The sequence below is a fragment of the Zhongshania antarctica genome (genome assembly GCF_014202945.1).
Lineage (GTDB): Bacteria > Pseudomonadota > Gammaproteobacteria > Pseudomonadales > Spongiibacteraceae > Spongiibacter > Spongiibacter antarcticus.
Genome location: NZ_JACHHW010000003.1, coordinates 281,998 through 295,060, shown reverse-complemented (window position 1 = coordinate 295,060; position 13,063 = coordinate 281,998). Strand labels below are relative to the sequence as shown.

Here is a 13,063-nt window from a genome sequence, read left to right as displayed (position 1 = left end):
CTTGCTAGGCATTGGCGACCATGCTTCCCGCATCATCCAGTAATCGCCGTGGCGGCTGGTCCCATTTCCCCCAGGCCTTGTCGTGAAAGTAAAATACCACGGTGTTTATCGCGGGCTCGACAAGCGCCATCGCGCCGCCGACCAAGACGCTACCGGTAAACGCGTACGCCACCGAAAAGGCCACACCAAAGTGTATAGCAGCAAAACTTAGTGTCTTTCTCATTGCAGCCTCCCAAGCTACCGAATCACCAACACAGCTTCTTCACTGCGCACTCTATTACCAATAGCGTCATCATAGCCGCAGCCACATCATAATCAAAACAAATTAATATCATTAACATGATAGCTAAATACTATGTGTGCGCAAGCACCATATACACGCATCACGGCGCACCATATACATGCCACAGTGCATGCTTCGCACCAAAATTACGCCACAGCGCATCGTTATAACCATCCCGTCTCAGCGCAGCCCCGCTATTCAGTAAAAAATCGGAACGACACTCCGCCGAAATAAAATGGCATAGCTGTTGCAATAACGCTTACGACGGGCTGTGCCAACTCTGTGCGCTGCCACCTTAAAAAATAAGGCTACCCATGAAAAAAATGCACTATCTTTTTGCATTAATCATGCTCGTGTTCTCTTCTTTCTGTTTTGCCGATGAGGCTAGCCCAGCAAGCAATATGGTGTGGTTGGTCACCGCCAGCGCCCTGGTATTTTTAATGCAAGCGGGCTTTGCCTTGCTGGAGTGCGGCATGTCGCGCAGCAAAAACGCGCTCAACGTCGTTATGAAAAATTACATGGATGTCTGCTTTGGCACATTAATTTTCTGGGCTATTGGCTATGGTCTAATGTTCGGCAACAACCCCAGTGGTTTTATGGGGACTGATTTATTTTTTATGAATGACAGCGACCCAGCCAGCTATGGTGTGTTGTTATTTCAAACCATGTTTGCCGCCACGGCGGTCACCATAGCCAGTGGCGCGATGGCTGAACGCACACGTTTTGACGGCTATTTAGTGGGCGCCTTATTCATCACCGCCGTGATCTACCCCATTTTTGGTAGCTGGGTATGGAACGCCGACGGCTGGTTAGCGCAAATGGGCTTTATTGATTTTGCCGGGTCAACGGTTGTTCACTCAGTTGGGGCGTGGACAGCCTTGGCGGGCATTATTATTTTGGGCCCTCGTTTAGGCCGTTTCGACAAACACGGCAAGGCACGAGAATTGCGCGGCCACAATCTTAGCTATGTGGCATTGGGCGGCTTTATTTTGTGGTTTGGCTGGTTCGGCTTTAATGGCGGATCAACCCTTAGCGCCACGGTGGATATTGGCCTGATTAATTTAAACACCCAGCTCGCCGCTGCGGCTGGCGCCGCGGCGAGCATGTTGCTTGCTGTGGCAATGCGCCGCCCCATACTGCTCACTGAAACCGTCAACGGCAGTATTGCCGGGCTGGTTGCGATTACCGCAGGCTGCGCCACAATGCTTCCGGCCTACGCTGTACTAACGGGCGCCATTGGCGGAATTGTCTGTGTGTTAGGCAGTCAACTTTTATTGCGTATGCAACTCGACGACGTTGTTGGCGCAGTGTCTGCCCACGGTTTTGCCGGCGCATGGGGAACCTTGGCAGCAGGTATGTTTTACAATGGCAATCTCTTCGACACCCATCTTATTACAGTGCAATTGATTGGCATTGCCGCCTGCTTCATCTGGACCTTTTGCTGCGCCTTAATCATGTACTTCGCCATTGATCTTGTGATGGGTTTGCGCGCACCGAGCCAACACGAGCAGCGCGGTTTAGATTTAAGCGAGCACGCTGAAATAGGCTATCCAGAATTCAATTCTGGCAACATCGCCTATACCGCCGACCGCGCCACAAATATGGAGCTGCGCTCATGAATAAGCGCAGCCTCAGTGATCGCCGCCGCGCTATTTACACTGGTCTAAAACCGTTTTTTGACGATGCGAGTTTAATGCAAGCCGTGACCCACTGGGAAAATCGCTACGCCGACCAACCCAGTCTGGCCCTGCAGCGTTATGTAGCCGACATATGCCAAAATACCGCGTTAAAAGACAAGCGCGCCACTATCCTGCGCAGTTTATTACACGCCATGGCACAAGATAGCAGCGAGTTGCTCGCCGATCCTCGCGGCCCTGAGGCGGGCACCCCAAACACCGCAGAAACCGCATCGGCGAGCAGCGCTTATGGCGTGTTAATGTTAGCGATGATGAGTCAAATTGATGAATCACTGCAGCACAAACTGCGTATAGAACTGTTTGCGGCGCTGCGTCAGCGTCAACTGCCATTAGCTATTCTTGAAGCACTCCAAAATTGGCTGGGAACACGGCAGCCTTTAAAACTCAATAATGCGCCGCCGGCGCTTCTGCAAAAACTACTCAACCAGTATTATGTCTTGCTGTGCGAAAACTTAGGGCCTGTGCGTGCCGATAATATTTTGGCCCGTGGCGTTGCCCAAGTGCAGCACCAACATCCGGAGTTAGATCCATTTATCGATAGGCTGCTCTAATTCGCCGAAACCACTGGCGATAAGTGCCAGCCAAAATCGGAGAGCGTCTTTGCAACAATCAATTTTTTATTGGCGCGTCGTTTTGCCAAAGCTCGCATCAGCACTGACGGTAGCTGCTGTATTCTTCGCAACTGGCTGCAGCGACGACAGCACCAGTAAAACAGTATTAACCACACCCCAACAACAGGGCCTTGATGCCGCCAAGCAAATGGAGCATCAACTCCAACAAGATCTTGAGCGCCGAGAGCAGAATATGCGCAGCGAGGGGATTTAAGCATGGCAACATTTTGCTGGCTGTTACTATTTAGCAGCACACTGATTTGGTCTGGCATCAACCCCAAAGATACCTTTACTTGGTCCTTAGAAGTTGCCCCCGCCGTTATCGCCCTCATTATATTGGCACTTAGCCGCCGGCGTTTCCCATTAACGCCGCTGCTCTACGGCTTAATTCTGGCGCACAGCGTTATTCTTATGATTGGCGGCCATTACACTTACGCCGAAGTGCCGGCCTTTGATTGGTTGGCAGAACAGTTTGACTGGCAGCGCAATCACTACGACAAACTCGGCCACTTTGCCCAGGGATTTATCCCGGCGATGCTGGCACGCGAATTACTGCTCCGACACCAGGTCATCAACAAAACCTCCTGGCTAAGCAGTATTATTGTGCTTATTTGTCTTGGTATTAGTGCGCTCTACGAGCTCATTGAATGGTGGGTGGCAGAACTCAGCGGCGAGGATGCTGAGGCGTTCTTGGGCACCCAAGGCTATGTATGGGACACCCAATCCGATATGGCCATGGCCATGATAGGGGCAGTCGTGGCGCTCATGAGCTTAGGGCGGCTCCACCAGCGCCAACTTAAATTAATTCATCCAGGGGATTCACAGCCCACGGCGACTTAAACATAGCATCTACCTCCAGCTCTGGCACCTCGTCAATGCTGCGGTAACACCAATGGGGATCGCGATCGCGGTCGATTAATCGCGCCCGAACCCCTTCTGCAAACTCTGGGTCGCGCACCCGGTTTGCCGACATCACCAACTCCATGCGAAATATCTCCAGCAAGCCCAAATTACGCCCGGTTTCTAATTGCCTAAATATGAGCTTAGCGGTGCTCGCCGCGCCGCGCGCATGGCCTTGCGCGGCATTGCATAACCAGCGATTTGCGCCACGATACTGACGTAGTTTATTACTAATACTGCCAATCCCCGCCTGACTGCACACATCATCAATCCAGCCACGACAATCTTTTAACGAGGCCGCGCCAAGCTCGGCGCCCTGCTCAGCCTCGATATCGGTTAAACACTCGGTCAAGCACTGGGCGTTCCATTGAGGATCATCGCACCATTCTAATAAGAGTAATTTACGCAGTACCTGATTTTTACTGCTGTCAGTAAGACAGTAATCGGCCAGTCCGGCATAAAGCGCATCGGCGGCTGACAACTCCACCCCTGTTAAGGCCGAAAATAAACCACAGCGCCCCGGCATCTGCCCTAAAAACCAGCTCGCGCCAACATTGGGGAATAATCCAATGCTAATTTCTGGCATTGCCAGACGACTTGCGTCAGTCACAATACGATGACTCGCCCCCACCATTAAGCCCAAACCCGCGCCCATCACAATGCCGCTGCCCCAACAAATTACCGGCTTTGGAAAGGTGTGAATAAGGTAGGCCACCGCGTACTCATGGGCAAAAAATGCCTCGGCTTCTACTGCGGCACCGCCGGGATTAGCCAGCGCCGAGGCGCGCATGCGCAAAGCATCGGCACCCACACAAAAACCGCGACTGCCAGCACCGTCAAGAAAGACCGCCACCGCCTCGGTATCGTCACGTAACTCCACCAGCAGACGACGAAGCAGAGTCACAATTTCTAAGGTTAAGGCGTTCATTCGCGCAGGCGCGTTAAGAGTGAGTTGAGCCAGATAGCCCCCCGCCGGTAATGGGTGGCGCTCAAGACAAACAGCGTATTCAACTTGCATTATTACGTCTCCACACAAACCTTGGGGCTTACGCCAAGGGCCAGAGTATGTAATGTAGCAGTATCCCCCTAGACTTGCGCAGGCTCAAGACCTTGGCCACCCTGCCAACCCCATAAGGCCAAACACTGCCCTATACGGGTAATTACCTAGACAAGTCCCTAGCCACCGCGCGCTAGCCCGCAAGCCGCCAAATTGACCGCAGCGTCACTCACCCTGCTGAAAGCGGCCAATTGCCCGCCTGCTCGCTTCCGTTATGCTCCTTCGCGTTGACATACCCCCCGTATCCTGGGAATAAGTACAGAGGCTCCATATGACCACATTTAAAGCGCCAGTTAGAGACATCGACTTCGTCCTTAATGAAGTCTTAGACTACCAGGCCCACTACAAAACGATTGCCGCTGGCGCAGAAGCTACGCCGGACATGGTTGAAGCTATCACTGCAGAAGCGGCAAAATTCGCTGAAGAAGTGCTCTCGCCACTGAATAAAGTAGGCGATGAAGAAGGCTGCACCTGGAATGACAGCGAAGTAACCACCCCCACCGGTTTCAAAGAAGCCTACCAAATGTGGATTGACGGCGGCTGGCAGGGTTTGTCTCACCCCACAGAATACGGCGGCCAAGGCCTGCCAATGTCTTTGGGACTGATTAAATCAGAACTCATTGGCACCGCTAACTGGTCTTGGGGCATGTACCCCGGCCTGAGTTTAGGTGCAATGAACACGCTTATCGTTCACGGTACCGAAGAGCAAAAAGCCCAATATATGCCCAAGCTCTGCGAAGGCACTTGGACTGGTACCATGTGCTTAACCGAAGCCCACTGCGGTTCTGACCTTGGCCAAATGAAAAGCAAGGCCGAGCTACAGGAAGACGGCAGCTACAAACTCACTGGCAGCAAAATCTTTATCTCTGCCGGCGAGCACGACCTGACCGAAAATATTATCCACATTGTATTGGCCCGTACCCCAGGCGCCCCAGAAGGCACCAAAGGTATTTCCTTATTTATTGTGCCTAAAGTGAAGGTTAACGACGACGGTAGTTTAGGCGAGCGCAATAGCGTTAAGTGCGGCAGTATTGAGCACAAAATGGGTATTCACGGTAACTCTACTTGCGTCATCAATTTTGACGACGCGACCGGCTATTTGCTGGGCAAGGAAAATGAAGGTCTGAACGCAATGTTCACCTTTATGAACACCGCCCGTATCGGTACCGCAATACAAGGTTTGGCTGCCTCAGAATTGGCTTACCAAAACGCTCTGCCCTACGCTATGGATCGCTACTCCATGCGTTCATTGTCTGGCACTAAAAACCCAGACAAACCAGGTGATGCGATTATTCATCACCCAGACGTGCGCCGTATGCTGCTCACCGCCAAAGCCTTTGCTGAAGGTGGCCGCGCAATGATTTATGACGCCGCCAAATATTCAGACCACATGGTGCAGGCTGAAACTCAAGCTGAGCGCGATGCGGCTGAGAACGAACTGGGCTTTTTAACGCCAATTTTGAAAGCGTTCTTGACTGAAACCGGTCTTGAATCTGCCAGCAATGCCATGCAGGTCTTTGGTGGTCACGGCTATATTAAAGAACACGGTATGGAACAGATTTATCGCGATGCCCGTATTGCCACTTTGTACGAAGGCACTACCGGTATTCAAGCCATGGACCTGATCGGCCGTAAAGTCGTACTGGACGGTTTCAAGCTCTACGGTGGTTTCTGTAAGAAGCTGTATAAATTTGGCTTTAAAAGCCTGATTGGTGGCAAGCGCCGTGGCTACTCCGCCAAATTGATCGGCTACACCTTAGCGTGGAACTGGCACACCGTTAAGATGGTTGCCCGCGCCTCTAAAAACCGCGATGCGGTTGGTGCGGCATCTTACGACTTCCTGATGTACAGCGGCTATTTGTCAATGGCTTACTACTGGGCAAGAATGGCCGAAGTAGCTGCCACTAAACTGGCTAGCGGCGAAGGCGATACGGCTTTCTACCAAGCTAAACTAGAAACTGCCGAATTCTACTTCTCTCGTTTACTGCCGCGCGCCAAAGCACACGGTGGCTCAATGGGTAGCAGTACTGAAAGTGTCATGGGTATGGATTTAGAGCGCTTTACCGTTCGCTAATCTGACTCACGTCAAATACGCAGTAAGCATAAAAAAATCCCCGCAGCTCACACTGCGGGGATTTTGCGTTTTAGCACTGCTCACACGCAGTTCAGTCGCCTAAATCAGTTAAAAACTGACCTGTGAAACTTGATAAGCACTATTACTATGAATGTCACAGGGGTTTGCCACTTCTTCGCTCTGGCCCGGGTCAACGCTAAATGACTGCACGCTCATCACCGACTTTTTAGCGATATCATCTTTGTAGTAGCTGAATACGCCACTGATTTTAGTACTGCAACTATTTCTAACCACAAAGCGCGTAGATACCTTATCGTGATTAAAATAGGCGCAGCTCGATTGTTCTGAACTTGCAGGGAAGCTCTGCACATCCCAATCTAAGCAATTTTCCGGCTCGGCATTTACCGCCAACACCGTGGTAGATAAAAAACAGGATAAAAGGCTAGGAAGTAAAATTTTATTCATGATTTGCTCGCTTCTATGTTTACCTTACTACCGTTTGGCTATGTGCTCCCTACAACAGTAGTAGTGATCCTAAGATGTACAATAGTTAATAATTGCGGCAATTGGCAGTGCGTATTTCCGCTTAGGATCGCCAAATAACAATTAGAATACCTTGTGAAATCATCGCCTTAGTGAAATTTCAAAGACTGCTAGGGCCACTATAAATGCGCCAGATTTGTGACTTACATCGCAAATAAACTTACTCGTTAGATGACTAAAGTGTGGATTCACGCTTTACAACGGCTGAAATAAGCCGCTGCAACAGCCTATCCTTTAGCCCCGAAACCGTATTCAAGCCCAAACTGAGCAATACGTTACGCGCCGCGGCACTGCGGTGCTCTGGTTTAAGTGTCAGCAGTACAGTTTGCCACCATGGTAGGCTTGCGAGGGTTTTCAGTGCCTTTGCTGCACGTAATTCATCGTCACTAAAATCACAGCCGAATGGGTAACTTGGCATCATCTTGCGACTTTGCGCCCACGCGACATCACGGCGAATCCGCGCAGCTGAGTTTTCGCGATAAGCAGCCGGTATTTGGTAATCGGCAGCAAGCTTGCCCGCCGCCTTTGCACTGCGCAGTAGGTCCGACTGAAATCGCGAGTCGGCAATATTAATCAGCGCTTTAACCACCTCTTCGTCGGTTTTAGAACGCAAATCAGCAATGCCGTATTCCGTAATAACAATGTCCCGCAAATGGCGGGGAATAGTGCAGCTGGCAAAATTGTCGACGATATTCGAGCGCGCCTTGCCCTTCTCCATTCGCGTCGAACGAATCATCAATATTGAACGGCCATCGCTCAGTTGATGGGCCATCGCTACAAAATTGTATTGACCACCCACGCCAGATACGACCTGACCAGACTCAAGGGTATCGGAGGCGACAGCGCCCTGCAGACTGACATTTAAACCGGTATTAATAAAACGCGCGCGGCGACGCTGCGCCTGATATAAACGTGGATTAAAATCCAGCTGATTGATTTTTTCGACGCCGCACATCGCCAGCTTGCCACGCGCCTCGGCCTTGAGTTCGCGCAAACCTCGATAAAACGCCTCACTGCCCAGAAAAAAGCCGCCATGAAGAACCTTGCCATTGCGCAGCGACGTGCCCAAACATTTTTCAGCCATAAAGCGCTGACTAACAGGGTTGGCCATATTCGCCGCGACCGACTCACCGTCGGCGGCAATAATATAGCCATCGCAATACTGGCATCGCTCGTTAAAATAACCGTGGTATTGCAACACCGCAAAGTCTTTGCCACGCAACTCCCGAACACCGAGATCGGCCATCGCTGTAATCGTATCGGCACTAATTGCCTGTGGCTGGCAAACTCCTTCATTTACCAATAGCTGCAATGCCCAAAAATCATAGACCTCGCGTTTTAAAATGCCGCTGCCAAAAAGTTGCCAAAAGCCCTCTACAAACATTTCGGTAGCGCCGTACAAGCCCTCAACAAAGGGATCACAACCGCCGTACGCCGCAATTAAGTCACGCCAGCGACTATCGATCTTAAAGCGGCTCAGCAAGGCCTGATAGTCGTCATTCCGGCTGTGACGGAGCTGGACACCATGTACGATGGCATCGCTCATTGCGCCAATGCCGAGTTGCAGTGTGCCGCCATCGGCAATTAGGCAGCTGGCGTGCAAGCCAATGGCATAGTCGCTAGGCGATACCGGCGGCAATTTAGGCATCACAAATAAGCCGTGTTCACTCGCATTGGTGTCCAGCACGAAGTCGTATTGATCGGCACTGACTTCCGCATCGCCAACCATATACGGCAAATCCGGATGCACCACCGCCACACTCACAAAGTCTCGACCAAGCGCAACGAGACGCTGTACAACGTCGGCAGAGGTATCTGGGTTACAGCTCATACTCAGACGCTGAGCGTCTTGTGGGTCTTGTGACACCAGCTGCATCACCACATTGCAACCCTGGGCCACGACATCTCGCGCAGCATGGGTGTAATTAGAGCTAATATAATTCTGCTGGGCACCGGCATTACCCAGTCGGCTGCCCGGTTTAAAATAAAATTCGCGAACCGCAATATTGGCCGGCAAGGTATTTTCTCTAACCGCTTGTGCGTAGCTCGGTTCGGTATAATTGGCATAGAGGCGATCAAATACCGGATTTAACAACCGCCCTCTAATGGGGTGCGTTTCGCGCGGCCGCTCCAAGGTGAGCGCCGTTAAAATCGTTAACGTAATACTCGTGTCTTGGCAGGCACGCGCATAAATAGCGTTAACCAGTTCGATGGGTTTACCCAAGCCCAGTGGCAAAGCGAGCACAAGGTTTTTTCCTACGCGCGCAATAATGGCGTCTATACAAGCCGCGTAGCGCGCTTGAAGTAATTCGACATCGCTGCCTTCAGGCCTTTGCATAAATCTCCACGTCAAAACCGTTTAATTTCACCTTACCAAAGCATAGTTTAGGCGCCCAACCGCCGGTGCGGGCCACCGACCAGAGAAAATAGAATACGCTAATTCAATGCCACCTAGCTTAAATGTAAAAATAGCGGCGCCATGAATAAATAATGGCGCAGTAAGTCAATAATAGTGCCCAGACCCTATGTAGGGTATCGCGATAATACGACAAAGAATAGCGCGTCAGTAGCGCGAAATTGAACCCAAAACGACCGTAGGATCAACCCAAACTATGCCGGCACTCAACGACCCGCTCGAATTACCCTGTGGAGTGATACTCCCAAATCGCTTATTAAAATCGGCCATGACCGAGGGCCTGGCGAATAGTAAAGATCAAGCTACACCGCGGCTCGCAGCCTTGTACAAACGGTGGGCTGAAGGCGGTACCGGCACACTTATCACCGGTAATGTCATGGTTGACCATCGCTTTCTTGAGCGCCCGGGCAATGTGGTTATCGACGGCAACGGTGGCGAGACTGCCCTGCAGGACTGGGCTGTAGCCGGGACGTCGGCAAACAATCAGCTGTGGATGCAAATCAATCATCCGGGACGCCAATGTCAACGCCAAGTGTCCGCTCAGCCGCTCGCGCCGTCGGACGTTGGCATCGATCTCATTGGTATGTTTGGCCGCCCCAAACCCATGACCGAAACCGATATTCGCGACACCATTCAGCGCTACGCGAATGTAGCCGCTAGCGCAAAAACCGCTGGCTTTACCGGGGTTCAAATACACGCAGCGCACGGCTACCTAATCAGTCAATTCCTATCGCCTCTCGCCAATACCCGAGACGACCAGTGGGGTGGTTCACTTGAAAACCGCGCCCGTTTTCTCCTTGAAACCGTTGCTGCGGTGCGCGCGGCAGTTGGTCCGCGCTTTGCCATTTCCGTTAAACTGAACTCCGCCGATTTTTCCAAAGGCGGATTTAGCCACGAAGACAGCTTACGCGTCGCCCAATGGCTATCAGAGGCGCGCATTGATTTATTAGAGGTATCCGGTGGGACTTACGAGAAGCTAGCGCTAATGGGAGATCAAGGCGATGAAGACACACCAGACACCAGCCGTCATCGCGAGGCCTATTTTTTAAAGTATGCCCAGGGAATTCGCAATGTTACCAAGATTCCCCTCGCCATTACGGGTGGCTTTCGTAGCAGAGATGCCATGCAACAAGCACTAGACAGCGGCTCACTCGACGTTATCGGCGTAGGTCGGCCACTGTGTTCCCAAGCAGACATCAAGCCACTGCTGGCGGGCGAACAAAGCAGTCTGCCAAACTGGGAGGCTGTACTGCAGCTTGGCGCCGGTTGGCTTGGCCCTAAAAGTAGTAACCAGAAAATTCGCACGCTCAACTTTGGCGCCGCCACCCAATGGTACTACCGTCAAATTATTGATTTAGCGGAGGGTCGCGAGCCTACAACCCACAAGGGTTTGCTGCGAGTCATGATGAAACACATGTATTCAGAAAGAAGAATGGCCACGAGACGGGCAAAATTACTGCGGGAATAATGGTAAACGGCTGCGACTCTTCAAATCTATATTGAAAAGTCGCAGCCGTGCCTGACCTTAGGGTTTGCTCAATGGAGTTTAAGCCGAGGCCGCAATAAGCGATTAAATCGACCGGCCAATAATAACATCAAGGTGCGCACCCAACCGTATATTGCCGCTTGGTGCAGGCGATACAAACTGATATACATCATCCGCGCCAACCAACCCTCAATAAAGAAGTTACCACCGCGCACGCCCCCCATTAAATTTCCCAGCGCAGAATATTTCGACAGCGACACCAGCGAACCGTGATCGCGATACTTAAATGCCTGCAAGGGCTGGCCGGCCAATGTGCGTTTTAGGTTCGCGGCCATGTGCATTGCCATTTGTTGCGCTGACTGTGCTCGCGGTGGAATATTTTTCCCTTCCACCAGCTCGCAGGCGCAGCAGTCCCCTATCGCAAATATCGATGGGTCAGCGGTTTGCAATTCACCGTTGACCTCTAGTTGATTTATACGATTAGTGGCAAGACCTAAACTGCTAAGCACATCCGGCGCTTTAATGCCCGCAGCCCACACCAAAATTTCGGCATCGATACGGCTGTCATCACTGGTAATAAATCCGCTGGCATCTGCCGCCTTCACCTTGGTATTGGTATGAACTTTCACCCCCATTTTTTCCAGCTCAGATTGCGCGGCTATGGCAATCTCTTCTTTGAGTGCGGGCAATATCCGCGGCCCTGCTTCAATAACGTGCACTTGTAAGCGACTGCGATCCAATTGTTCATGACCGTAAAGCTTCAACAACGCCACTGCATGGTGAATTTCGGCTGCCAGTTCAACGCCAGTCGCCCCGCCACCGACAATGGCGATAGACAAAGCACTATTATTAAAATTTGCGGTCATGCAATGATTTAAAAACCGCTCGTGAAAACGATCGGCTTGAACGCGAGTATCTAAGAACAAACAATGTTCTCGCACCCCAAGAGTATTAAAGTCGTTCCCTAGGCTCCCTACCGCGATCACCAAGTAATCGTAGCTTATGCGCCGTTCAGGCAGCACCTCACGACCACTCGGCCCGACTATTTCATCCAAAATCAACTCTTTGTGCTCTCGATCAAGACCAATAACCCGCCCCATCGCGAAGTGATAATGGTTTTGATAGGCGTGGGCGCGATAATCCACCGCATCGAGATCAGAGTCTATTGCACCGGTGGCAACCTCATGAAAGCGCGGCTTCCATATATGACTCGCGCCGCTGTCGACCAGGGTAATTTCGGCTTTGCCACGTTTACCCAAACTGCGGCCTAATTTTGTGACCAGCGGCAAGCCGCCTGCACCACCGCCAACAACCACTATTTTTGCTACCACGTTTACCTCCAAAAGATATTTTAAAACCCTGTCGACTGGCCGCCATTTAGCTAGGTTGCGGGCCAATCAAATTCCATCTGTTTTGCGGTTTGCCGCGCCAGGTCGAGGCTGCGCAATCGCGCCACCAGGTGTAAGCTCATGTCGATTCCCGCAGAAATGCCCGCCGAACTTACCACCGCGCCACAATCTACCCAGCGCACACCTTCACACACCTGCAAGGCGGGAAACTGCATTCTTAAATCGGCAATATCTTGCCAGTGAGTAGTCACTCGTTGGTCAGTGACCACCCCCGCACCCGCCAATAAAAATACCCCAGTGCAAACCGAGGCTGTAATTTTGCTACTCGCCGACTGGGCAGCAATCCACGCCAACACCGGCGCCTTGCTCATCTCCTCATCGTGAACACCACCCACAACAAGCAAAACATCAATAACGGGATGATCGGCAAAACTGTAATGGGGAGTAATCTGCAAGCCACCTCTTGCAAGTAATGGGCCCGGCTTTTCACTGACCAAAAAGACATTAACCGCGTCTTTGCGTTCAGCCAGTCGATTGGCCGTTGAAAACACTTCAAAGGGACCGGCAAAATCCAATACTTCGGCATTCGGGTATACATAGATACCGATATTCATCAGATTGCTCGCACACATTTAGATCAAAGATGG

At 51.5% G+C, this 13,063-nt stretch carries 12 protein-coding genes; 6 read left to right on the top strand and 6 right to left on the bottom strand.

Annotated elements, in window-relative coordinates:
* Positions 1 to 4: 4 nt before the first annotated feature.
* Positions 5 to 223, bottom strand: a complete 219-nt coding sequence (locus HNQ57_RS06430) for a DUF2061 domain-containing protein (protein WP_184461770.1) — start codon at positions 221 to 223, stop codon at positions 5 to 7.
* A 374-nt stretch (positions 224 to 597) separates the two neighbouring features.
* Here HNQ57_RS06430 and HNQ57_RS06425 point away from each other — a divergent pair, with 374 nt between their 5' ends.
* The 4 genes from HNQ57_RS06425 to HNQ57_RS06410 are packed head-to-tail and all read left to right on the top strand — an operon-like array spanning position 598 to position 3,431.
* Positions 598 to 1,902, top strand: a complete 1,305-nt coding sequence (locus HNQ57_RS06425; protein ID WP_184461769.1) for an ammonium transporter — start codon at positions 598 to 600, stop codon at positions 1,900 to 1,902.
* Positions 1,899 to 2,531 (top strand): hypothetical protein, encoded by a 633-nt coding sequence (locus HNQ57_RS06420; protein ID WP_184461768.1) that lies wholly within the window; start codon positions 1,899 to 1,901, stop codon positions 2,529 to 2,531. Before HNQ57_RS06425 ends, HNQ57_RS06420 begins: the two co-directional genes overlap by 4 nt.
* A gap of 49 nt (positions 2,532 to 2,580) precedes the next feature.
* Positions 2,581 to 2,805: a hypothetical protein gene (locus tag HNQ57_RS06415; RefSeq protein WP_184461767.1), complete on the top strand. Its 225-nt coding sequence runs from the start codon at positions 2,581 to 2,583 to the stop codon at positions 2,803 to 2,805.
* A gap of 2 nt (positions 2,806 to 2,807) precedes the next feature.
* Positions 2,808 to 3,431 carry a DUF2238 domain-containing protein gene (locus tag HNQ57_RS06410; protein ID WP_184461766.1) on the top strand — a complete coding sequence of 208 codons (624 nt, stop codon included), beginning with the start codon at positions 2,808 to 2,810 and terminating at the stop codon, positions 3,429 to 3,431.
* Here HNQ57_RS06410 and HNQ57_RS06405 read toward each other — a convergent pair.
* Entirely contained in the window at positions 3,388 to 4,509 is a 1,122-nt protein-coding gene (locus HNQ57_RS06405) for an enoyl-CoA hydratase/isomerase family protein (RefSeq protein WP_184461765.1), read from the bottom strand. The genes HNQ57_RS06410 and HNQ57_RS06405 overlap by 44 nt on opposite strands.
* A gap of 310 nt (positions 4,510 to 4,819) precedes the next feature.
* On the opposite strand from HNQ57_RS06405, the gene HNQ57_RS06400 reads away from it, so the two are divergent.
* Complete coding sequence (locus HNQ57_RS06400) at positions 4,820 to 6,622, top strand: acyl-CoA dehydrogenase C-terminal domain-containing protein (RefSeq protein WP_184461764.1); 1,803 nt, start codon at positions 4,820 to 4,822, stop codon at positions 6,620 to 6,622.
* Positions 6,623 to 6,730: 108 nt separating this feature from the next.
* Here the strand turns inward: HNQ57_RS06400 and HNQ57_RS06395 are convergent, their stop codons facing one another.
* The gene (locus HNQ57_RS06395; protein ID WP_184461763.1) at positions 6,731 to 7,087 is read right to left on the bottom strand and encodes a hypothetical protein; all 357 of its coding nucleotides are present in this window, start codon (positions 7,085 to 7,087) and stop codon (positions 6,731 to 6,733) included.
* 253 nt (positions 7,088 to 7,340) lie between these two features.
* Positions 7,341 to 9,503: an acetyl-CoA hydrolase/transferase C-terminal domain-containing protein gene (locus HNQ57_RS06390; RefSeq protein WP_184461762.1), complete on the bottom strand. Its 2,163-nt coding sequence runs from the start codon at positions 9,501 to 9,503 to the stop codon at positions 7,341 to 7,343.
* A gap of 274 nt (positions 9,504 to 9,777) precedes the next feature.
* Between HNQ57_RS06390 and HNQ57_RS06385 the strand changes: the two genes are divergently transcribed.
* Complete coding sequence (locus HNQ57_RS06385) at positions 9,778 to 11,049, top strand: NADH:flavin oxidoreductase/NADH oxidase family protein (RefSeq protein WP_184461761.1); 1,272 nt, start codon at positions 9,778 to 9,780, stop codon at positions 11,047 to 11,049.
* A 68-nt stretch (positions 11,050 to 11,117) separates the two neighbouring features.
* Here HNQ57_RS06385 and HNQ57_RS06380 read toward each other — a convergent pair whose 3' ends face one another.
* On the bottom strand, positions 11,118 to 12,398 hold the full coding sequence (locus HNQ57_RS06380) for an NAD(P)/FAD-dependent oxidoreductase (protein WP_226968284.1): 1,281 nt from the start codon (positions 12,396 to 12,398) through the stop codon (positions 11,118 to 11,120).
* Between the two features lie 50 nt (positions 12,399 to 12,448).
* Positions 12,449 to 13,030, bottom strand: a complete 582-nt coding sequence (locus HNQ57_RS06375) for a DJ-1/PfpI family protein (RefSeq protein WP_184461760.1) — start codon at positions 13,028 to 13,030, stop codon at positions 12,449 to 12,451.
* Between the last annotated feature and the right edge of the window lie 33 nt (positions 13,031 to 13,063).

Coding starts and splice junctions, on each gene's coding strand:
- HNQ57_RS06390 (WP_184461762.1), bottom strand. CDS start 9,503: ATGCAAAGGCCTGAAGGCAGCGATGTCGAATTACTTCAAGCGCGCTAC.
- HNQ57_RS06375 (WP_184461760.1), bottom strand. CDS start 13,030: ATGAATATCGGTATCTATGTATACCCGAATGCCGAAGTATTGGATTTT.
- HNQ57_RS06430 (WP_184461770.1), bottom strand. CDS start 223: ATGAGAAAGACACTAAGTTTTGCTGCTATACACTTTGGTGTGGCCTTT.
- HNQ57_RS06410 (WP_184461766.1), top strand. CDS start 2,808: ATGGCAACATTTTGCTGGCTGTTACTATTTAGCAGCACACTGATTTGG.
- HNQ57_RS06420 (WP_184461768.1), top strand. CDS start 1,899: ATGAATAAGCGCAGCCTCAGTGATCGCCGCCGCGCTATTTACACTGGT.
- HNQ57_RS06405 (WP_184461765.1), bottom strand. CDS start 4,509: ATGCAAGTTGAATACGCTGTTTGTCTTGAGCGCCACCCATTACCGGCG.
- HNQ57_RS06425 (WP_184461769.1), top strand. CDS start 598: ATGAAAAAAATGCACTATCTTTTTGCATTAATCATGCTCGTGTTCTCT.
- HNQ57_RS06395 (WP_184461763.1), bottom strand. CDS start 7,087: ATGAATAAAATTTTACTTCCTAGCCTTTTATCCTGTTTTTTATCTACC.
- HNQ57_RS06385 (WP_184461761.1), top strand. CDS start 9,778: ATGCCGGCACTCAACGACCCGCTCGAATTACCCTGTGGAGTGATACTC.
- HNQ57_RS06400 (WP_184461764.1), top strand. CDS start 4,820: ATGACCACATTTAAAGCGCCAGTTAGAGACATCGACTTCGTCCTTAAT.